The following is a 21334-nucleotide window of genomic DNA, read 5'->3' on the forward strand; positions in this document are numbered from 1 at the left end:
TACGTGAACCGGCGCGAGAAGTCGTACGCCTCGCCCCGCTCGTAGCGCCGCAGGAACTCGCGAATATCCGGCACGACGTAGCGGCTCTGCTCGCCGACCCTCAGCTCGATGCCGAGCAGGCCGCTGCGACTGCCCTCCGTGTAGGGAGCGATCACGAACTCGACCGCCAGCTCGCGCCGCGTCTCGATCCTGACGCGCTCGCCGCTCGCCGGTCGCGCCTCGTACCGGAACGCATCGAGCAGCCGGTTGACCAGCCCCGCCTCCTCTGTCGTCTGCGGCGGCGCCTCCGCCTCTGTCGGATCATCGATACGCTCGCGGATCGCCAGGAGCTGCAGCAGCGCAGCCGCAACATGCTTGCAATATTGATCATGCCTGAAGTGGAGCGAGCAGGCGCAGTCCGCCCCGACGCTGCCGTCGGCGCGCAGCTCCACCGTCAACCGGAGGCTTCCAGTCTCGCGCACGCTGGCCTCGTACACCTCGCGCTGCTCGTCCATCTCCCGCAGCGTTACCGTCACCTTGCCGGCGCGCACGAGCGCCTCTCCCTTGCGCTGGGCGCTCTGGCCGCAGAGCGAGCGGATGTCGCGGTGGGTCAGCTTCACCTTCATCGTAACCTCGTCCTTTGTGTTGAAGTATCGCCATTATAGCATACCTCAGCCACCCTCGCCCCGAACACCCGCTCGTATCAGCCCATGCCGACGTCCGGCTGCTCCGGCATGGCGCTCGTCACGCGCACGCCTGCGACCCGACCGGCGCAGCCGCGCTCGCCGCTCGCCCGGAAGGCTACCGTCACCTTGTCCTTGCCGGCGGTCAGCCCCTGCGGGATCGGGTAGGCTTCGTAGAATACGCCGCCGCTCCTGTTGAAGTGGATCGTCTGCTCCGCAATCTCCTCCCCGTCGACGGCGATGGCGAACGTCCGGTTATACTGGCGCTGCTCCTGCCAGAAGCCGGCATGATCGCCTCCCCAATAGGATACGCACAAATAGTTCGGAGCGGCCGCGTCCACGGCCAGACGGTAGCTGAAGTAAGCACCCGGCACGCCGAAGGCTTGCCGCCACATCACCATCCGGTTGCTGCTGTCAGTGAATGTCCCCTGATAGACGCTATCCATACAATTGCCCTGCAAGCCATGTCCGATCTCGTCCTGCTGGCCGTCCGGCTCCACGCTGTCGATCGTGATGTCGTTGAGCCGCTTGACGAAGGGATCGCCTGCGTCATTGAGCCTCCAGTAGATGTTGTAGAACTCATGATGGATCGCATAGAACGGCACAAGCTCCACACGTCTCCCATGCGATGCGACCTGCTCGCTGATGGCGAAGGACAGCGTCTCGGCGTCCAGCAGCGTAATCCAGCGCGCGATGTCCTCTTCCTCCGTCCACAGCACCGGCACCTCCGCCGTCGCCGGATTGAGCGCCGTCTCGTCGACGATCGTATCCTCCGGCAAGCCCTCGTCGCCGAATCGTCCGGCGAGCAGGATAGGACCGTACATAATAGCAATCTTGCTGTCGCTATCGCGCGCGACGTACTTGCGCAGCGCCATCGGCAGCGACACCGTAAGAACGTCGCCCGCCCGCCACTCCCGCTCGATCGTCAGATAGCCGGCCTCCGCAGCCGTATAACGGCTGCCGTCGCTGAGCGTGACCGTCATCTCACCGGCCAGCCAGGACGGCACCCGCAGCTTGAGCTTCGCGCGCGCTGCCCCGCTGACGACCGTCAGCGTCGAGGAGGCCTCGTACGGGAAGCGCGTCTCCTGTTTCAGCGTCAGTCCCCGCGAGCGCCAGGTCGCCTGGGAAGCGATGTACAGGTGAACGTAGAGACTGTCCTCATCCTCCATATAGATCGCTTCGCCGTATTTGGCCGGATTCTCCATACCCGTCCCCGTACAGCACCACCAAGCCGTGTCATGCGCGCCGTAGATGCGATAATGGCCTTGCAGCGTCGACGTAAAATACGTTTTATGGCCGGTGCAAGGGTCTTGCGTGCCGAGGATGTGGTTGTAGAGCGCATTTTCGAAGTAATCCATGTACCGGCTATGCGGCTCCCAAGCGAACAGCTTCTGGGTCAAGTCGAGCATGTTATACGTAAAGCAAGCCTCCGCTGTCTTGATCCCCAGACTCTCCATGCCCGCCGCCTCGAAATGCTCCGAGATGCTGCTCCCGCCAAACGCATAGGAGCGCCGACCGACGACCGTATCCCAGAAATAACGCGCCGCCCTCAGATAGTCGCTCCGGCCCGGGTCCGCGTTATAAATCTCCGCCGCGCCGATCACCTTCGGAATTTGCGTATTGGCGTGGAAGCCTTGCAGCTCATCCCGCTCCTGCTCCAACGGCTCCAAGACGAGCTTGTGGGTGAAACGCTCCGCCGTTCTCAGATACTCCTGCTTGCCGGTGATGCGATAGAGCTGGGCAAACACCTCGTTCATCCCGCCATGCTCGCACTGCAGCATCGCCTGCAGCGCTTCATCCGTCATCGTGGCCAACCCTGCCGTAGCCCAAGCCGCAAATTGGTCGACCGTTTTCAGCGCCTCCAGGTTGCCCGTCATTCTGTAAGCGTCGATTAACCCTTTGTAGATTTTGTGCACGCTGTACCAAGGCACCCAATACTGGCCCATATTAAAGCCGCCGATGCTCGCTTTTCCGGCAAACGCATCTGTGAACGCCTGCTCTGGCAGCCCGCCGATATAGCCGCTGCCGGTTTCGCGCTGGATGCGCGCCAGCTCGCCGATGCCGTAATCGAGTGTTCTTTTCAGTGTCTCGTTGCCGGAAGCCGCATAAGCAAAGGACAGCGCTGACAGATAGTGGCCCAGGGAATGACCGCTAATGGAACGAGCCTCCCAGCCCTCGTAACGCGACTTTTTGCCCTCCAGGCCATGCGCCTCCCAGCACGGCGCCAGGAAGCGGTCGATGTCCAGCGAGAGCAGATAACGCTCCCCTGTTGCTTGCGAAGTCTTGAATATCCCGTCCGTTAGCTCGACGTCGGCGAGCGGGATAAAACGTTTATGCGTTTGTGTCATCGGTTCATGTCTCCTTCTCGAATCCAGATTTGGCAGAGGAAGCTCAGTCTTCCATCCTGCCTCTTGTCTTCCTTCATCCTATCAGATACCCTATAAAATAATGAGACGCTTAATCTAAGAAAAGGTGGATAAATCGGTCTATATGAATCTACGACTGGAGCATTATCTATGCGGCAAATTCATCTCCGATGGCAACTGGAGCCACATGCGCCGAAGCGACATGCCTTATGAGATTATCGTGATGCTCGAAGGCGAGATGTACATCGCCGAGGATGAAGCGCGTTATGTCGTCCAGGCCGACGACATGCTGCTGCTGCGGGCTGGACGCACCCATTTCGGCTATGCGAAGAGTATGGGGCCGGTCAGCTTTTTTTGGGTGCATTTCCATACGAACAGCGAGTCGTTCCTCAGCCTGCCCTCGCACGCCTCGCTCAGCAGACCTGCCAGCGTCCAGCAGCTATTCAAGCAGCTTCTGCATGTGTCCGGCTACGGCAGCGAGGAAGCCGACGCCGCCCTGCTCCTGCTGCTGTCGGAGCTGAAGCGGCAGCTCGGCGGACCGCAGACGGCTCGCAACGCGACCGTCGATCAGATCTGCCGCTGGATCGATATCCATCTGCATCAGCCGATCAATGTGCAGAAGGTCGCCGAGACGTTCAACTTCAACAAGGAGTACATCTCCAAGATGGTGAAGCGCGAAAAAGGCGTCGGCCTCAAAACGTATATCCTCAACGGCCGGATGGATCGCGCCCGGCAGCTGCTGCTCAACACGCACCAAAGCGTCAAGGAAATCGCCGCGGCCTGCGGCTTTTCCGACTACAAGCTGTTCCTCCGCCGCTTCAAGCAATACGAGGGCGTCACGCCAAGCCAATATCGCCACCGGCTGTTCTCGACGCCGCTGAACAATTAATCGCCCGCCAAAGGCCAAAAGGCTGTTTCTTGCGACCGCCAGGATCGCAGGAAACAGCCCTCTTTGCATGCTTGCATGTTTGCTTGTTTGTTTACTTGCTTCTTTGTTTACTTGCTTCTTTGCTTGTTAACAAAGCCTCATGATGCCATGCCCTACCAGGCACTTGCCCTGCCAGGCCTCGGGCAAGCCCGATCAGCCCTTGACGCCGCCGAGCGTCATCCCTTGGACAAAATACTTCTGCAGGAACGGGTAGACGATAATGATCGGCACACTGGCGACGATCGTCATCGTGGCGCGGACCGAGGTCGGCGTCACCATCGTCACATTGCCTTGCGCGTTGGCATAGGCGTCGGCAGCAGAGCCGCCGGTGCTCGTCGTCGTATTGGAGGTGGATAGCACCTTCATCAGCTCGTACTGCAACGTACTCAGATCGGGCTTGGAGGAATTGTACAGGAACACGTCGAACCACGAGTTCCACTGGAAGACCGCCACGAACAGCGATACGGTCGCCAGCACCGGCACGGTGAGCGGCATGACGATCCGCGTGAACGTCGTGAAGTCTCCGGCGCCGTCCATCTTGGCCGACTCCATAATGCCCTCCGGCAAGCCTTCGATAAAGGAGCGGATGACGATCATGTTAAAGACGCCGATGATGCCGGGAATGATATACACCCAGAAGCTGTTGGTCATGCCCAGCTCCTTGATCAGCAAGTAGTTCGGGATCAGACCGCCGCTGAAGTACATCGTGAAGATGAACGTAATCGAGACGAACTTCTTCAGAGCGTACTCCGGACGACTGATCGTATAGGCCAGCATCGCCGTACAAAATACGGAGACGATGGTGCCGATGACGGTACGCAGGATTGAAATTAACGTGGCGTGGAATACATTCGATTCGCTGAATACGTACTCGTAGTTGCGAAGCGTCCATTCGCGCGGCCAGATATGGATACTGCCGCGGATGGAGTCATTGGCGTCGTTGAACGAGAGGGCGAACATATTCAGGAACGGATAAAGTGTAACGACCATCAAAACAACCATAAAGACGATGTTGAAGATGTCGAATAGCTTGTCGCCGATTGAGGACGTTCGAAAAGCACTGGCTCGCGCCATAATCTCTGGCCTCCTTTGCTGTAAGAAATACGGTCCATGCTGCAAGATCATGTCTGCACACCCGCTCAGGGGCATCTAACGCTGTCCTCGGTATATGCAGACATGCCCTAGTACAATCTGCTCTCGCCCATGCGCTTGGCAAGATTGTTGGCCGCAATCAGGAATATAAAGCTGACGATCGTTTTGAACATCCCGGCCGCTGTCGCGAGGCCAAAGTTGTTCATCTGCATCCCGTACTTCAGGACGAATATGTCAAGGTTTTCCGAATATTCAACGTTCATGCCGTTGCCGAGCAAATACTGCGCTTCGAACCCGGATTCCAAAATATGGCCCAGATTCATAATCAAGAGCAGCACGATAACCGGCTTCATACCCGGCAGTGTAATATGCCACATCCGTCGCAGTCGCGAGGCGCCATCCATCTCGGCCGCTTCGTATTGCGCAGGATCGATGGACGTAATGGCGGCGAGGTAGATAATCGTGTTCCAGCCGACATTTTTCCATACCTCCGTGGCCCCCAGGATGCCCCAGAAATACTCGCCGACGCCCAGGAAAAGAATGGGCTTATCGATGATATTCATCTGCAGCAGCAGGAGATTGACGATGCCCTCCGGCGCAAGCGCGGTCTGTACGATGTTCGCTGCCACAACCCAGGAGATAAAGTGCGGCAAATAACTGATCGTCTGCACCGTCCGCTTGAAGTATACGCGTCGCAGCTCATTGAGCAGCAGCGCCAGCACGATGGCTGTAACAAATCCCAGGACGAGGTTGATGCTGCTCATGACGAGCGTGTTGCGCAACACCAGATAAAACTGCGGTTCCTGGAATAGATATCTGAAGTTGTCCAGGCCGATCCAGGTCTGATCGAACAGATCCCGGGCCAGTCTGAATTTTTGAAACGCGATGGTCCATCCCCAAAGCGGCACATATTTAAATACAATGACCCAAAGAAGAAATGGCAATGACATCAGCATGAGCATTTTTTGTTTGGATAACGTCTTGATTAAAGCTTTCAGGCGCGAACCGCCAGAAGTCGAACTTACGATCTGTCCCGCATGCTTCTCCACCCGCTCCGTCTCCCTTCCGGCTAACTTTCATCTCTCTAGAGGCATGTTTAGAAGGGAAAAGTGAAGGAGCTTCACTTTTCCCGCTTTTGTAAATGTTGGTGTCGAACGGAGAATTACCAGGTGCCTGCGACGCGCTCTTTTACGCGCTTGGTTACGAACTCCTCGAAGCCCTTGGCATCGAGCTTGTTGAACTCGGCGATGTATTCGTTCCAGACCTTTTCAAAGTCGGCTTCGCTTGCAAACACCATCCGAGGGTAGAATTTCTGCATCAGGTCGCCCGCCTTCTGGTTGAAGATCTGCTCTGGCGAGCCTTGCTCCTTCTCGATACTCCAGGCCGGGTACCAAGGACGCTCGACCGGCTCGGCGAAAAATCCGGAGAACGTTTCTGCGCCGTACGCTTCCAGAAGCGTCTTGTCGCCTTCGGTATAGTTGACTGCCGCAACCTCCGGCTGATTGAAGACACGGTGCGCGTTGCCGTCCTCATAGACCGAGTTGTCGCCATAGCGCGGCCATTCGTAATCGAAGTACGCCCAACCGTATTTGCGCTTGTACTCGTTGTCGTTGCGGTTAGCCAGCTGCTCCTCGCTCATGACCATCCGGCCCTCTTCGTTGACCGAATACGTCTCGCCTTCCTTGCCCCACATCACTAGCTTCTGATTCTCGTCTGTCAGCAGGTTATCCCAGTACTTGATGATCCGCACCGGATCCTCGGCGCTGACCGAGATGCCGAGGCCGCGGTTGTTGACGAAGGATGGCGGATCGATGTAGGCATCCGTTATGCTCTCGTCGAATACGATCGGCAGCGACACATAGCGCTGATCATCGTTGCCAGCCGACTTCAGGTTGTTCGTCGCATCGCCAACCTGCCAGGCGTAGTTGACGTAGCCGAGTACGCGGCCGGAGGTCAGCTTGGCCAGATATTGGTCTTTGTTCGCTGTGAAGGTTTCCGGATCGACCAGGCCCTTGCTGTTCATCTTGTTGAGCGCAGACAGCCATTGTTTCTCGTAGTCCGTGCCCATGTAAAGCTTCGCTTCATTCGTCTCCAGATCGACGAGCACGTTGCCGTCGTTCGGATAGCCGGCCAGATGCATCGGCTGGTTGGTGATGGTGAAGAACTCGCCGGCCGTGCCTGCGAAGGTCAGGAAGCCGATGGTGTCTTTGCCCTCTACCGTAGGATATTTCGCTTGGTATTTTTCGATCAGCTCGAAGTACTGGTCAAGCGTTTTCACTTCCGGGTAGCCGAACTCCTTGAGCACGCGGCGTTGGATCCAGAATGTACTCGATGCGTCCGGATCGCTAGTATAGCCGCCGATATTGGCCGTATAGGGCAGGATGTAGATATTGCCATCCTCATGCGTAATTTTGTTCATATAGTCGCCGTACACCCGCTTGATGTTCGGAGCATGCTCCTCGATCAGATCGTTGAGCGGGATGAGCGCGCCGGCATCGAGCAGCTTGGGCAGCTCGCCTACCGGGGAGATGACATCGGGATAATCGCCGCCGGCGATCATAACGCCCGACTTGGTTGCCCCGTCGCCAACGACGAATTCCATTTTCCAATCGACGCCTGTCTGTTCTTGCAGCGCTTTGCCGATCGTCGTCTCGCTGGCGAGTACGTCCTTGTTGTTGCCGAAGCCAAAATAAGTGAAGGTCACCGGTTCCGTGCTTACTTCGCCATTGGCGCCTCCGCTCTGGTTGGGCTTTTCTCCTCCCGAATCGTTGGAGCAGCCAGCCAGCAGGACTGTCGCAGCCGTCAGTACCGCCAGGCTAGAGGTCAACCACTGTTTCTTGCGCATTGCCGTTTCCCCTTTCTATAGACCAGTTGTTGAAAACACTTTCAGTATAGAAGAAACCGCGCAGCATTGTTATCCGTCAAACCTTAGAACGGTCTTTGAATAATTAAGAACATATCCGGGAGAACTTTACTTTTTCGGGTCCATCGGCAGCCGCAGCATGATCCGGGTACCGTTGCCCGGGTTGCTGGAGATCGTGAAGCTGAACGAGTCGCCATAACAGATACCCAGCCGCGTCAGGACGTTTTTCATACCGATCGAATCGCCCATCGCCGCCGCCTCGTCGAAATAATTGTACAGCTCGTTGATCTTGTCGCGCTCCATGCCCACGCCGTTGTCTGCGATGACGAACACGATCTGGCCGCCCTCCTGGGCGATCTGAATCGTGATGTAGCCGATGCCCGGTATATTTTCGATACCGTGGATGCTCGCGTTTTCCACGAACGGCAAAAAGGTCATTTTCGGAATCTCGATCTCCAGCAGCGACTGGTCGACCTCGATGTGATATTCCAGCTTCGTGTCGAAGCGGTACTTCTGAATCTCCAGGAAGCTCTCCATCAGCTCCAGCTCCTCGCGGATCGTCACGAAGCTGCGCTTCCACAGAATCGACTTGCGGAAGATCCGCGCCATATTGTGGATCGTCTTGGCCGTCTGCGTCTCCCCCTTCATCAGGCTGCGCATGCGGATCGTCTCGAGGGCATTGAACAGGAAATGCGGGTTGATCTGGCTATGCAGCGCATGCAGCTGCGCTTGCCGCTGGCGCAGCTCCAGCTCCTTCTTCTGAATCTCCGCCTCGTACACGTCATGGATGAGGTTTTCGATCCGCTCGCTCATCCGGTTGAATTCGACCGCCAGCTCGCCGACCTCGTCGCGCTCCCGATGATAAGGGATGCGTTCAAAGTTTTTGCCTTTGACCGACTTCATATGCCTCAGGATGTTCTGAATCCGGCTATGGATCGAACGGGAGATGATGATGATGACGATCGTCGGCACGAGGAAGTTGATCCCGGCGAACCAGAGGACAAACTGGCCCGACTGGCGGACATCGTAGAGGATCTTCTCTTCATCGAGCACGCCGTACACAGTCCAGTTGGCGAGGTAGCGGTTGTTCTGATACGACTTGTCGATGACGATCGCCTTGTCCGGCAAAGGGATCCCCTCCCGCGCGAGCATCCCGTCCGCGACGAGCGGGCTGCGCTCGCCTCCGGCCAGCTGACCATACCTCGCCTCCCCCTCGGGATCGAGCAGATAGATGTCGCCCTCGAAGCTCGACAGCTCGAACAATTGGCGGATATGCGACATGTTCAAGTCAATCTTCATAATATGCTCATACGGCTGCAGTCGACGGTCGTACAGCTTCTGGATGACGCTGATGCTGTCGGCCGTCACATACAGATGGGGATACGTGTTGTTGAAGTCCTCGACCCGGTGATACCAGTCGCTGCTGCGCATCGTGTCGTCGAGCCGGACGATGTAGCCCGAATCGAGGATCGACGGGTTGTCGCTCATGATCAGGACGGAGCTGATCGTCTTGTATTCCTTGTCCGAGCGGTTGAATAGCGTCGAGATGCTGTTCAGCGATTCGATATACTGGTCATGCGTCAGATGATTGGTGTTGAGATGGTCGCTCAGCAGCTTGTCGACGGAGTACAGATAGGAGATGCCCGCCGCGTCGTCGATGACCGCCCCCAGCTCGGCCTGCAATTGCGCCACCGCACGCTGCGCGTCGGCTGTCTTCTGGTTTTTGATATTGTTCGTCGTCACTTGATAGAACATCACATTGGTAAGGACGATCGGCGCGAACACGCAGACGATGTAGATGAAGATCAGCTTGTTGCGAAGCTTCAGATGGTGCAGGCGAAAGTTAAACACGACTGGCGGCCTCCTTAGTTTTTGCCGATCATTTTGTTGCGATAATCGGTTGGCGTCATATTTTCCAGTTTTTCGAACTGGGTAGCGAAGTAATCCGCATTCTGGAACCCTACCAGCTCGGCGATTTCGTACATTTTCTTCTTCGTCTGGCGCAGCAGCCGCTTCGCCTCCTCGATTCGCAGCGACAGCAGATACTCATTGAAGTACATGCCGTACTGCTTGCGAAACAGTTGGCCCAGATAGACGGGGTTCATATAGAAGTCGGCGGCGATTCCTTTGAGATAGATATTTTCGCGGAAATGGCCGTCGATATATTTTTTCACTTTTTCGATATTGTTCTCGCCCTTCTCGCCCCGCTTGTAGGCCATATACGCCGCCGCCTCGCCGATGAACTGCAGGAACACCTCCCGCAGCTGACCGAGATTGCGATATTTGGTCTGCCAGTTGAGCAGCTCCTGCAGCGAGCGCAGGTCGTTCTCATCGCCCTCGAGCTGGCGGATGATATTGATGACGGCGATCATGCAGCGGCGCACCGTGTTGGTGACGGCCCCCGGGGCGAAGTGACGCTCCCGGAACGCTTGGAAGATCGCGTCCGTCGCCTCGGTGTAGTCCGTCTGCCGATTGGACTCGATCGTATAGATCAGCTTGCTGTGCAGCTCCTCGTCCACATCAAAGTAGTACAGGGGCATCTGCAGCAGTTCGTCCGCCAGGAAGACGCCGTCGGCTTGCTCGCTGAATCGATAATTCAGACTCTCCTCCGCCGATGCTCCGGAGCTCGAGATCTGCTGCAGCTCGCCTACCGTTCGTCCGACGAACAGCGCGACCGGCTGCCCGCTCTCGCGCTGCAACGCTTGCCGCAGCCTCGCATAGTCTTCCCGATCCGCCTCGCCTTGCTCGCTTAGCCATAGCTGCGGCACGATCAGGCCATACTGACTGTACGTGCGTACATGGAGCAGCAGCGGCTTGTCCTCCTGACGAAGCTGCTGCTGCAGCGCTGACCGGAGCGCGCTCAGATAGCCCTCCTCCCCCTGCGGCTGCTGATCCTGCACCTCGAGGATGACATAAGCGTAAGAGGAGGCGCGCGGCAGCTCGAAGGTGCGGGCGATCTGCTCCATCACCGGCTCGCCCGGCTCGGTCTGCAGCAAGCTCTCGACGACCGTCTCGACGAGCGGCTTCTCTGGCGTAATCGAGAGCAGCCGCTTCTGATTTAGCGTGCCGGACAGCTTCTTGAGCGTCGCCTTCAGCTCCTGCTCGTCCACCGGCTTCAGGATATAGTCGGCTACATTGTAGCGGAATGCCTGTTGGGCATATGAGAAATCCGGGTAACCGCTCAGGATGACGAACAGCGGCTGATGCTCTGCCTCCGCCTTCACCTGGCGGATCAGCTCCAGGCCGTCCAGTACGGGCATACGGATATCGACGATGACCAGATCCGGCTCGAGCTGCTCGATCATCTCGAGCGCCTGCTGGCCATTCTCCGCCTCTCCGCAGATCTCGAATTGCAGCGAAGCCCAGTCCATCAGATTGATCAACCCTTTGCGGACGAACAGCTCGTCGTCGACGATCAATACTTTGTGCATGATGCCTGCCTCCTCATTCCGAATATACAAGCGAGCTTACGTCCTCAGCCCGCGATGCCTGACATGCGTTGATATGATAGCAACTACACAGCATTATATACGATGCAACGGGAGGACGCATTTTTTTTGGCGCGTTATCCGGCGGGTCGACGCTAACGAATCGACTCAAAAAAGCACCGATCCTCTGCGGACGCGGTGCTGGTCATGCTATGAAGATCTGTTGGCCATGCGCAGTCGGCGCACCTGCGAGCCATCAGGATGAACGCGGCATGTGCGGCGGCGCCCTCAGGAGCGGTAGTCGCTGCCTGTCGTAATGTCCAGCCCCGCGCCGAGCTCCTGCACGGCAGCCGTCTTGGCATAGAAGCGAGGCGCTCGTGCGACGATGCCCTCGGCCGTGTAGCACGGATCGTCGGCTGCGATCGGCAGCTCGACGGTCCGCTCCTCGAAGCCGGCCTTGTAGATCGCCGTGATCAGCTCCAGCGTCATCCGCCCGCTCTCTCCGGTCACCAGCGGCTCGCGTCCTGTCTCGATGGCCGTCAGCACATCGTCGATCTGGCCCTTGTGACCAGTATGCTCCAGCGTCTGCAGCCCGGCCCGATCCAGCTCCAGCTCCGCCTCCAGATCGGAGTTGCGCTCGGGGAAGCCGTTGTCGAGCGAGCGCGAGGCGTAAACCTTCCAAGGCGCGGAGATGCGAGCCCGCTCGCCCTGGAAGACGATCTGCTGCTCCTCGCCGTGATGGATGACCGAGCTGGTCACCTGGGCCATCGCGCCACCGGGGTATTGCAGCGCGGCAACCGAGATGTCCTCGACCTCGGCGTTGTCGTGCGCGGCGTTGCTGAGCATGGCCGATACTTTGGCCGGCAAGCCCATCATCCACCCCAGCATATCGATATGGTGCACAGCATGGTTAAGCGTCGGCCCGCCGCCCTCCTTGGCCCACAGGCCGCGCCACCACAGGTCGTAATAGCAATGGCCGCGCCACCAGTACGAGTCGACTTGAGCATGGACGACACGGCCGATCTTGCCGTCATCGAGCAGCTGCTTGAGCTGCATGATCGGATCGCGGAACCGGTTCTGCGCCACCACCGACAACACCTTGCCGCTCTCCTGCGCCGCGCGGATCATCCGATCGCACTCCGCCAGCGAAGCTGCCATCGGCTTTTCCACCAGCACATGCTTGCCGTCCCGCAGCATGGCCTCGGCCAACTCGGCATGGGTGAACGGCGGCGTGCAGATGCTGACCAGCCCGATATCGTCGCGGCCCAGCAACGCTTCATAACTCTCCAGCGCCTCCGCATCGAGGCCATGCGACGCCGCGCTGGCCGCCGCCTTGCCTGGCTGGATGTCGACGATGGCGACGACCTTGCATCGATCGGGGAATGCCTGGTATGCCCGGATATGAGCCGAAGAGATGTTGCCGGCTCCGATAATCGCTACATGGATCATAAGTTTACGCCTCCCATAGGTCACAGTATCGCCCTCATTATAGCATCGGGTCGACAGCAGCTTGAATGCGACGATTACAGCTCATTTGTGCAGATTAAAGATCGGACAGGCCATCCGTTGAGATCGTCAACGTCTCCACGATGCCAGTTACCGCAGCGTTGCCGTCTGGCCTTCCTTCCAGGCGCTTGCTATACTGGAGCAAATGAGGGCCTGCCCTTGCCGGCCTACCCTTACTGGTCCGCCTGAAAGGAGGAAGCGCCTGTGCATGATCCGATCCGGCCGCTGCTGACCTACTTTGTCGTCAAATCCTGCACGCCCGGCTGGCAGCTGGCCAGCCAAGCGATCCCGTTCCACTCGCTCACCTTCGTCCTCGAGGGCGAGGCCGACTATCTCGTCGACGGCGAGCCGCTGCGCGTGCGCGGCGGCGATATCCTCTACATCCGCGCTGGCAGCGACCGCTATGCGACGACCAGCGGCATGCGCTGCGCCGCGCTCGACTTTCAGCTGGACGGCGAGCTGCCGCTCCCGGTGCAGATCGCCGGACGGACGCTGGAGCCGTTCGAGACGCTGTGTCGCGAGCTTAATTACGAATGGCTGCAACGCCGCAGCGGCTACCAGTTAAAGTGCCAGGCGCTGTTCGCCTTGCTGCTGCACAAGCTGCTCTACGAGGACGAGTCGCGTCCCGGCAACGCGCATGTCGAGCGCATCAAGCGGCATGTCGCCGAGCATTACGACGAGCCGCTGTCCGTACGGCAGCTGGCTGAGCTGACGCAGCTTCACCCCGTCTATTGCGGCGCGCTGTTCAAGCGGATCGAGGGCTGTACCCTCGCCGACTATATCAGCCGGGTGCGGCTGAACAAGGCCGCAGCCCTCCTCATGAGCGGCGAATATAGCGTCGGCGAAGCCGCGGAGCGCTCCGGATTCAGCGACCCGTATTACTTCAGCGCACGCTTCAAGCGATATCTCGGCGTCGCGCCGAGCGAGTACCGCAATCGCGGTCATGCCGGAGCCGCTACCATCATCCGCAAAGGAGAGTGAAACGATGAACCCGCATCCTGCTCCTGTCATGGGGGCGACAGCCTTGGTCATCGGCGCTACCGGCCTCGTCGGTCGAGAGCTCCTGCGTCAACTGCTGGACCATCCTGCATATGCCCGCGTCATCGCCGTCGTACGGCGCGAGCTGGATCTGACCCACCCGAGACTGGACATACGCCGCATCGCTTTTGACCGGCTCGAGGAGGAGCTCGAGCCGGAGCTGCTGCGGGATGCCGACGTCTACTGCGCGCTCGGCACGACGATCAAGCAAGCCGGCAGCCAGCAGACCTTCCGCCAGGTTGATTATGTCTATCCGCTCCAGCTCGGTCGTCTCGCCAAGCGTCACGGCGCATCCTGCTTCCTCATCGTGACGGCGATGGGCGCGGCGGCCGACTCGCGGATCTTTTACAGCCGCGTCAAAGGCGAGACAGAACGCGACCTGATCGCGCTCGAGCTGCCCCGCCTCGTCATCCTCCGCCCCTCCCTGCTGCTCGGCGAGCGCGCCGAACGGAGGCCGGGCGAGCATATCGCCAGTCTGCTGGCGCGGCCGCTCGGCGCGCTGATGGTCGGACCGCTCGCCAAGTACAAGGCAATCGAGGGACGCGTCGTCGCTGCGGCGATGCTCCGCTCGGCTCGCCAGCCCGGCCCCGCGCTGGAGATTTTGTCATCCGATGCGATCGCCTCACGCGCCTCCGGTACGTGCTGACAGCTAACACCGAACCCCGCACGCTGCTCCCGGCGCGCGGGGTTTTTCAATTTTTTCCGCTCTTCACAGACCCGGGATGTTTGACCTAGACAGATCCGGGTTAATGGATACATGTGCCGGATGCGGCCAAAAACAGCGACCAAGGACACAAAACTTTGTGACCTGGTCATCATGACTAACCATGTCGAATCATGGAATAATAAGAAGCCGAAGCGGGTTTTGGTAGATGGCGGCAACTAAGGTTGAAAGCCAAAATTTACTTGCCAAATAAAAACTACACAGAGAACACAGTGGGAGGAAACAATCTTGAAAAAATTATCCATGGTACTCATGATCGCGATGCTGGCTGGCTTGCTGGCGGCATGCGGAGGCGGCAAGGACGCGCCAAACGATACGGCCGGCGGCAGCAACGTAACGAACAACGGGGGCACGAATGCAGAAGGATCGGAAGAGCCAGCGAAGGAAGAGCCAGCGAAAAATAACGGCGATGTGCCGGCAGCCGAAGACTTGCTCAAAAACATCGCTGCAGCGATGAACGACCTGAAGAGCTACGCGATGGACATGGAGACGGCACAAAAGATGTCGATGGATATCGACGGCGAGAAGCAGGACCAGAACGTGAACATGCTGGTCAAATCGGAAGTCATCACCGATCCGATGACAGCCTATCAAGAAATGACGATCGATATGATGGGACAAAAGCAAGAAGTCACCCAATACATTACGCAGGAAGGCATCTATATGAAATCTGCAGACCAATGGATGCAAATGCCTACCTCGATGTCTGAGGAAATTATGGCCAAGGTCAACGAACAGGCAAACCCTGAAAAGCAACTGGAATACTTCAATAGCATCATGAATGAAACGACCGTTACCGAAGATGGCGACAACTATGTGCTGACCGCTGACGTATCCGGCGATGGCGTCAAGGAAGTCTCCAAGGATATCCTGGGCAGCGCAGGCGGAGCCGATGCCAGTATGGGGGACACGCTCGACAATATGAACATCGACAAGATGACGATCGTCTACACGGTTCGCAAGTCCGATTATCTGCCGGTAACGATGGATATCGAGATGGTCATGGAGATGAAGCAGGATACCATGAGCATGAACATGGACACGACGATGAAATCCAGCTACTCCAAGTACAATGAAATCAAGGAAATTACCGTCCCTGAAGAAGCGCTGAACGCAGCGCCGATGGGCGGCTAAACACCGCAGCTCCAAGCTGTCCGATCCAAATCGCGAGGCCCTCTCCCCGAGTCGGGAGAGGGCCTCGCTCTGTTATCCTCTGTTCTGTTATCCTCTGTCTGCAAGCGCCGCCTGAGGCGGTACGGCTCTCGCCGGGAAGTAGCCGGGCTCCGGCCGTGTCAGACCCAGATGCTCGCGCAGCGTAGCGCCGCTGTACTCGCGGCGGAACAGTCCGCGCTGCTGCAGGATCGGCACGACCTGGTCGACGAACTCATCCAGACCGCCCGGCAGTACCGGCGGCATGATGTTGAAGCCGTCGCAACCGTAGCCTTGGAACCACTGCTCCATCAGATCGGCCAGCTGCTCCGGCGTCCCGACGAACTGCAGATGTCCGCGCGCGCCCAGCACGCGTCGGCCCAGCTCGAGCATCGACAGCCGCTCGCGGCGAGCCATCTCCATGATGAGCTGCACCCGGCTCTTCATACCGTTGGAGGCCTGGACCGGATCGGGGATGTCCGGCAGCTCCTCCTCCAGCGAGCAGCCGCTCAGATCGACATGGAGGAACGCCGACAGGAACGCCCGGATATCCTCGTGCGGGATCAGCTCCTGCAGATCGGCATACGCCCGACGCGCCTCCGCTTCCGTCGAGCCGAGCACCGGCGAGAGCCCCGGCATGATCTTCAGACTGCCGGGCTGCCGGCCAGCGGCAGCGGGCCGGTCCTGCAGCCGCCGGTAAAACGACTGTGCCGCCTCAAGCGACTGCTGTGCGGTAAACACGACCTCGCCGGTCATCGCCGCGAAGTCCATCCCCGGCTCGGACGAACCGGCCTGGATGAGCACCGGATAGCCCTGGGGCGGGCGCGGCACATTAAGCGGTCCCTTCGTCTTGTACCATCGTCCCTCATAGTCGGCAGGCTGAACCTTCGACGCATCGGCGAACCGCCCCTGCCCGCGATCGAGGACCAGCGCGTCATCCGCCCAGCTGTCCCACAGGCGGGTGACCGCCTCGACGAACTCGCGAGCCATCTCATAACGCAGTCCATGCTCCGGATGCGCCTCTCGCCCGTAGTTGTGAGCCTCGATGTCGAGCTGCGAGGTGACGATATTCCAGCCTGCGCGACCGCCGCTAATATGATCGAGTGTGGCGAACTTGCGGGCGACGTTAAACGGCTCGTTGTAGGTCGTCGATACGGTAGCGGTCAGTCCGATCCGCTCCGTCGCCGCCGACAGCGCCGCCAGCAGCGTGAGCGGCTCCAGCATGCCCGCCGCCGCCCGGTCGACATTGGTCGCGTAGAGCAGATCGGCGAAGAAGATCATGTCGAACTTGCCGCGCTCCGCCGTGCGGGCGAGCTCGCGATACAGCCCGATGTCGAACATCCGCTCCGCTGCCGAAGCGGGGTGGCGCCAGCCGGCATGATGATGGCCGGCATAATAGATGAAAGCTCCCAAATGAAGCTGATCGTGCCGTGTGGTCATGGTGAACCCTCCTAAGAATGAGATGAAGCACGTCCATTCGTCGGCGCATGCTCCTGCCCCTTATACGTGTCCCGCCAGCGAAGCCAGCTCCGCTCCAGTCTGCGAACGGCCGAGTCGGACAGCTTGCCGACCAGCGCGAATAAAATAATCCCGACGAAAACAACCGCCGTCTCGGAGTAAGCCCGCGCATCCTGGATCATGTAGCCTACGCCGGCGCTCGTACCCATCATCTCGGCGACGACCAGCAATAGCCAGGAGACGCCAAGCGAGAGCCGGACGCCGAGCAAAATATTGGGCAGGGCGGCTGGCAGGATCAGCCCTGTAATCTGTTGCAGCCGCGTATACTCCAGGATTCGGGACACCTGATACAGCTTGACATCAACGCTGCGGATGCCGAGAAAGGTGTTCAGATAGATCGGAAAAAACGTACCGGCCGAAATGAGCAGTACCTTGGAAAACTCACCGATCCCGAACCAGAGGATGAACAGCGGGATGACCGCCAGCAGCGGCACGGTGCGCAGCATCTGCAGCGTCGGGTCGAGCGTCTTCTCGACGAGCTTGCCCAGTCCGCTGGAGATGCCGATGAGCAGTCCGAGCGCTCCGCCGAGCGCAAAGCCGAGCAAGGCCCGGTACATGCTGATGCCCAGATGCCGCGCCAGCTCGCCGCTGACGAGCAGCGCCGCGAAGGCTTGCACAATCTGCAGCGGCGACGGCAGCAAGGTGTCGGAGAGCAGATCGGCGCTGCTGACGAGCTGCCAGAGCAGCAGGACGAGGAGCGGCACCAGCCAGCCGTGAAGCCAGGCGGGCAGCCGGTCCAGCCCGCTCCTGCGGACTGTCCCTGCGTGATGTCTACGCATCAGAGATCGCCTCCCTTGTAGCTGTCCTGCCAGCGCAGCAGCCGCCGCTCCAGCAGCTTCACGAGCGAGTCGGTCAGCTTGCCGAATACCGCAAACACGATAATGCCGACGAAAACAACGGTGGTGAGCGAGAAATAGCGGGCATCGTTGATCAGATAGCCGATGCCTGAGCTCGAGCCCATCATCTCCGCGACGACGAGGCCAAGCCAGGCGACGCCAAGCGACAGCCGCAAGCCGAGGAACAGATTGGGCAGCGCCCCGGGCAGCAGCAGCTTGATCGTCAGCTGCCACCGACTGAATTGTAGCACCTCCGCTACATCGAACAGCTTGTTGTCCACCGAGCGGATGCCCAGAAACGTGTTGACATACATCGGGAAAAACGCGCCCTTGGCGATCAACAAAATCTTGGAGGTCTCGTCGAACCCGAACCACAGGATGAAAAGCGGCGCCACCGCCAGATGCGGCAGCGTCCGCAGCATCTGCAGCGACGGATCGAGCAGACGCTCCGCCTTGTATGAGAAGCCCACCCACAAGCCTGCCGCGAGCCCCAGGCTGCCGCCAAGCAGGAAGCCGAGCAGCGCGCGCCAGCCGGAGATGCGCAGATGCCCCAGCAGCTCCCCGGAGCGCGTCAGGTCGATGAGCTCTTGGAGGATGGCGAGCGGCGTAGGCAGCAGCGTCGGATTGAGCAGCCCGAGCAGGCCTGCTCCCTGCCATGTGACGAGCAGCGCCACTGGCAGCATCAGCCCCAGCAGCGCGTTGACTGCGCGCAGCGACAGACGACCGTCGCGCCTCGCCCGCGGCTTCGGCTTGGCTAGTACGGCCTTTCTCGTTTCGACTTGCTGCATGGGCTATGCCTCCGTTTCGCTGATTAGTTGCGGATCGACTCGATATACTGGTTGTCGAACACCTCGGACACATCGATCTGCTTGCGGATCGAGCCGATCTCGTACTGGAAGTCCGCAGTCTGCTGATGCTGCGCTATGATCTCGTCCGAGACCGGGATGCTGATCGATTTGGACCTGGCGAAGACGGCTTCGATGACCGCAGGCGGCACATTGCGCTCCGCAGCGTAACGCTCGATCGCCTCCTGATGGTTGTCGTTCTCCCATGCCAGCGCCTTGTCCAGCACCTTCAGATAGATCTTCACCAACTCCGGATAATCGTCTGCGAACGCCTTGCGGGCGATATAAAACGACGGCGACAACACGCCGAGCTGCTCGCCGTCGGCCAGCACGCGGCCCTTGTCCTGCAGCACATTAAGCGTAATATTCGGGTCCCAGGTCGCCCAGGCGTCTACGCGGCCTGTCTCGAAGGCGGGTTGCGCTTCATCCGGCTGCAGTTGGATAATCTCCAGCTCCGAAGCGTCCACGCCCGCCCCGTCCAGACCGAGATAGAGGAAGTTGTAGGCGTTGCTGCCTTTGGCCACAGCTACCTTCTTGCCCCGCAGGTCGTCGATGGACTGGATTGCGCTGTCCTTGGGGACGATGATCGCAACGTTGTTTTTGCCGTCCAGCGCCTGCGAGATGACCTTGAATTCGATGCCTGCCGCCTGGGCGGCAATGATCGGCATATTGCCAAGCCCTGCAAAGTCGAGGCGGTTCGACGCGATCGCTTCGGTCATCGGCGGTCCGCTCTGGAACTCCGCGTATTCGACGGCTACGCCCAGCTTGTCGTACTCCTCCTCGAACCACTTCTCCTCGATGATCTTGCCGTACAATCCGCCGCTGCCCTGATAGCCGATGCGCACCGTTACGCCCTCGTAGGACGTCTCGTTCGCGCCCTCTGCACCGCTCGCGCCCGGCTGCTCCTTCGCATTGCCCGCAGCGCAGCCGCCCAACACTACAGTTAATGCCACTAATCCTGCCCCTGCCAGCCAACGCCAGTTCTTCATCTCTGATCTCTCCTTAAGGTTGTTAAATGCCTGCTCCCGCATCGATCGCGGGACCTTCGACTTTCTCGAACTCGCTTAGCACGATGCGCCGCATCTCCTGAAAGGACGAGGACGCCCGCTTGCGCGGAAAAGGCAGGTCGATCGTCTGGATGCTGCTGATCTGCCCAGGCCGCGGGTTCATGACGACGACTCTCTCGCCGAGGAACACCGCTTCGTCCAGATCATGGGTGACGAGCAGCATCGTCGTGCCGTTGCGCTGCCAGATGTCCAGCAGCACCTCCTGCATATGCGCCCTAGTGAAGGCATCCAGCGCGCCGAACGGCTCATCGAGCAGCAGGACGGCCGGGTTGCGAAGCAGCGCCCGCGCGATCGCTACCCGCTGCGCCATGCCGCCCGACAGCTCGCGGGGATAGGCCCGCTCGAAGCCTTGCAGCCGCACCAGCTCGATCAGTTCGTCGACGCGCTTGCGCACCTCCGGACGACGCAAGGGCAGATTGGCCGCGATATTTTTCTCTACCGTCAGCCACGGGAACAGCCGAGGCTCCTGGAAGATAACGCCCTTCTCGATGCTGGGTCCGGCGATTGGCGCGCCGTTTAGGAGCACTTGCCCCTCATAGCCGGTATCCAGCCCGGCGATAATCTTCAGCAACGTGCTTTTGCCGCAGCCGCTGGGACCGATGATCGTCACCAGTTGGCCTTCGCCGACTCGCAGATCGATGTTGCGCAAGGCGACGATGTCCCCCGACGGCGCCGGGAATACCCGGTTGAGCCCTTGCACTCGCAACCAATCCTGACTCATCTGCAAGCCCTCCCTCTCTAATTCTAATCATACAAACCTGTTTACTTGGTTTATGGGACAAAATAAAAGACTTAACGCAGGCCATCACGTTAAATCTCCAGTTGTCTGGTCGATTTCGAGACGTTGTTACAACAAATTGAATCGATATTCGGTTTGTTATGAAACTTATTTTGCAACATGAATCACAGGTTTGTCAATCTATTTTTCGAGGCTGTTTTTGGAAGCGATTCGAGATGATCGCCTGGCGGGCCGCTTCGTCGTCGATGTAGCCTCGAACAAGCGGAGCAGCGTCTCGATATCCGTCTCGATCGGCACCTCATACGACGGCGGACGCTGCATCGTCAAGCCTTGGATAAGACTAACGAAGTAGAAAGCCAGCTGCATCGGATCCTCGTCGATCACTGTTCCTTCACGGATGCCCTGACGCATGATGCTCGCCACCGGCTCCAGATTGGCGGTAAACCGATCGGTGATCGCCTGCTTGATCTCCGGCGGCGTCGACTCGGACAGCCTCGCGGTATGCATCAGGATGGTGAACGCCCAGTTCACCCGAATCGACAGCCATGACGACACGAGCGCCCGCAGCTTGGC

Annotated in this window: 17 protein-coding genes and 1 pseudogene; 4 read left to right on the forward strand and 14 right to left on the reverse strand. The window is 59.1% G+C overall.

Annotation, left to right across the window (positions count from 1 at the left end):
• Together PA598K_RS36685 and PA598K_RS30995 are read right to left on the reverse strand one after the other, a co-directional pair.
• Positions 1-605 (reverse strand): annotated as a pseudogene (locus PA598K_RS36685) (helicase SNF); the annotation flags it as partial.
• A gap of 77 nt (positions 606-682) precedes the next feature.
• A complete protein-coding gene (locus PA598K_RS30995; RefSeq protein ID WP_128660646.1) occupies positions 683-3010 on the reverse strand; it encodes a beta-L-arabinofuranosidase domain-containing protein in 2328 nt (775 codons plus the stop codon).
• Between the two features lie 142 nt (positions 3011-3152).
• On the opposite strand from PA598K_RS30995, the gene PA598K_RS31000 reads away from it, so the two are divergent.
• A complete protein-coding gene (locus PA598K_RS31000) occupies positions 3153-3917 on the forward strand; it encodes a helix-turn-helix transcriptional regulator (RefSeq protein ID WP_128660647.1) in 765 nt (254 codons plus the stop codon).
• Positions 3918-4109: 192 nt separating this feature from the next.
• On the opposite strand, the gene PA598K_RS31005 is transcribed toward PA598K_RS31000, so the two are convergent.
• The 6 genes from PA598K_RS31005 to PA598K_RS31030 form a co-directional block, all read right to left on the reverse strand.
• Positions 4110-5030 (reverse strand): carbohydrate ABC transporter permease, encoded by a 921-nt coding sequence (locus PA598K_RS31005; RefSeq protein ID WP_128660648.1) that lies wholly within the window; start codon positions 5028-5030, stop codon positions 4110-4112.
• A gap of 107 nt (positions 5031-5137) precedes the next feature.
• Positions 5138-6046 (reverse strand): ABC transporter permease, encoded by a 909-nt coding sequence (locus PA598K_RS31010; RefSeq protein ID WP_376739102.1) that lies wholly within the window; start codon positions 6044-6046, stop codon positions 5138-5140.
• A gap of 164 nt (positions 6047-6210) precedes the next feature.
• A complete protein-coding gene (locus PA598K_RS31015; RefSeq protein ID WP_128660650.1) occupies positions 6211-7893 on the reverse strand; it encodes an ABC transporter substrate-binding protein in 1683 nt (560 codons plus the stop codon).
• Positions 7894-8019: 126 nt separating this feature from the next.
• Positions 8020-9762: a sensor histidine kinase gene (locus tag PA598K_RS31020; RefSeq protein ID WP_128660651.1), complete on the reverse strand. Its 1743-nt coding sequence runs from the start codon at positions 9760-9762 to the stop codon at positions 8020-8022.
• Between the two features lie 14 nt (positions 9763-9776).
• On the reverse strand, positions 9777-11342 hold the full coding sequence (locus tag PA598K_RS31025) for a response regulator transcription factor (RefSeq protein WP_128660652.1): 1566 nt from the start codon (positions 11340-11342) through the stop codon (positions 9777-9779).
• A 285-nt stretch (positions 11343-11627) separates the two neighbouring features.
• Positions 11628-12788, reverse strand: coding sequence for a Gfo/Idh/MocA family protein (locus PA598K_RS31030; RefSeq protein WP_128660653.1), 1161 nt, complete (start codon positions 12786-12788; stop codon positions 11628-11630).
• A gap of 261 nt (positions 12789-13049) precedes the next feature.
• Here PA598K_RS31030 and PA598K_RS31035 point away from each other — a divergent pair, with 261 nt between their 5' ends.
• The 3 genes from PA598K_RS31035 to PA598K_RS31045 all read left to right on the forward strand — a co-directional run bounded on the left by PA598K_RS31035 (position 13050) and on the right by PA598K_RS31045 (position 15741).
• Complete coding sequence (locus PA598K_RS31035; protein ID WP_128660654.1) at positions 13050-13826, forward strand: helix-turn-helix transcriptional regulator; 777 nt, start codon at positions 13050-13052, stop codon at positions 13824-13826.
• A gap of 4 nt (positions 13827-13830) precedes the next feature.
• Complete coding sequence (locus tag PA598K_RS31040; protein ID WP_128660655.1) at positions 13831-14529, forward strand: oxidoreductase; 699 nt, start codon at positions 13831-13833, stop codon at positions 14527-14529.
• 306 nt (positions 14530-14835) lie between these two features.
• Entirely contained in the window at positions 14836-15741 is a 906-nt protein-coding gene (locus PA598K_RS31045) for a DUF6612 family protein (protein WP_128660656.1), read from the forward strand.
• 87 nt (positions 15742-15828) lie between these two features.
• Here the strand turns inward: PA598K_RS31045 and PA598K_RS31050 are convergent, their stop codons facing one another.
• The 6 genes from PA598K_RS31050 to PA598K_RS31075 form a co-directional block, all read right to left on the reverse strand.
• Entirely contained in the window at positions 15829-17196 is a 1368-nt protein-coding gene (locus tag PA598K_RS31050) for an LLM class flavin-dependent oxidoreductase (protein ID WP_128660657.1), read from the reverse strand.
• An 11-nt stretch (positions 17197-17207) separates the two neighbouring features.
• Positions 17208-18053: an ABC transporter permease gene (locus PA598K_RS31055; protein ID WP_128660658.1), complete on the reverse strand. Its 846-nt coding sequence runs from the start codon at positions 18051-18053 to the stop codon at positions 17208-17210.
• Entirely contained in the window at positions 18053-18793 is a 741-nt protein-coding gene (locus PA598K_RS31060) for an ABC transporter permease (protein ID WP_376739103.1), read from the reverse strand. The genes PA598K_RS31055 and PA598K_RS31060 overlap by 1 nt, the downstream gene beginning before the upstream one ends.
• A gap of 128 nt (positions 18794-18921) precedes the next feature.
• Positions 18922-19944: an aliphatic sulfonate ABC transporter substrate-binding protein gene (locus tag PA598K_RS31065; RefSeq protein WP_128660660.1), complete on the reverse strand. Its 1023-nt coding sequence runs from the start codon at positions 19942-19944 to the stop codon at positions 18922-18924.
• 22 nt (positions 19945-19966) lie between these two features.
• Complete coding sequence (locus PA598K_RS31070; protein WP_128660661.1) at positions 19967-20743, reverse strand: ABC transporter ATP-binding protein; 777 nt, start codon at positions 20741-20743, stop codon at positions 19967-19969.
• A 198-nt stretch (positions 20744-20941) separates the two neighbouring features.
• Positions 20942-21334, reverse strand: a 393-nt coding sequence (locus PA598K_RS31075; RefSeq protein ID WP_376739101.1) for a TetR family transcriptional regulator C-terminal domain-containing protein, incomplete at its 5' end; no start/stop codon positions are given.

Origin of the sequence: Paenibacillus sp. 598K (assembly GCF_003851045.1) — a bacterium.
In the GTDB taxonomy this organism is placed as follows: domain Bacteria; phylum Bacillota; class Bacilli; order Paenibacillales; family Paenibacillaceae; genus Paenibacillus_D.

Excerpts from the sequence above, each read along its gene's own strand:
- PA598K_RS30995 (WP_128660646.1), bottom strand. The coding sequence starts at position 3,010 with ATGACACAAACGCATAAACGTTTTATCCCGCTCGCCGACGTCGAGCTA.
- PA598K_RS31000 (WP_128660647.1), top strand. The coding sequence starts at position 3,153 with ATGAATCTACGACTGGAGCATTATCTATGCGGCAAATTCATCTCCGAT.
- PA598K_RS31005 (WP_128660648.1), bottom strand. The coding sequence starts at position 5,030 with ATGGCGCGAGCCAGTGCTTTTCGAACGTCCTCAATCGGCGACAAGCTA.
- PA598K_RS31015 (WP_128660650.1), bottom strand. The coding sequence starts at position 7,893 with ATGCGCAAGAAACAGTGGTTGACCTCTAGCCTGGCGGTACTGACGGCT.
- PA598K_RS31025 (WP_128660652.1), bottom strand. The coding sequence starts at position 11,342 with ATGCACAAAGTATTGATCGTCGACGACGAGCTGTTCGTCCGCAAAGGG.
- PA598K_RS31030 (WP_128660653.1), bottom strand. The coding sequence starts at position 12,788 with ATGATCCATGTAGCGATTATCGGAGCCGGCAACATCTCTTCGGCTCAT.
- PA598K_RS31040 (WP_128660655.1), top strand. The coding sequence starts at position 13,831 with ATGAACCCGCATCCTGCTCCTGTCATGGGGGCGACAGCCTTGGTCATC.
- PA598K_RS31050 (WP_128660657.1), bottom strand. The coding sequence starts at position 17,196 with ATGACCACACGGCACGATCAGCTTCATTTGGGAGCTTTCATCTATTAT.
- PA598K_RS31055 (WP_128660658.1), bottom strand. The coding sequence starts at position 18,053 with ATGCGTAGACATCACGCAGGGACAGTCCGCAGGAGCGGGCTGGACCGG.
- PA598K_RS31060 (WP_376739103.1), bottom strand. The coding sequence starts at position 18,793 with ATGCTGCCAGTGGCGCTGCTCGTCACATGGCAGGGAGCAGGCCTGCTC.
- PA598K_RS31065 (WP_128660660.1), bottom strand. The coding sequence starts at position 19,944 with ATGAAGAACTGGCGTTGGCTGGCAGGGGCAGGATTAGTGGCATTAACT.
- PA598K_RS31070 (WP_128660661.1), bottom strand. The coding sequence starts at position 20,743 with ATGAGTCAGGATTGGTTGCGAGTGCAAGGGCTCAACCGGGTATTCCCG.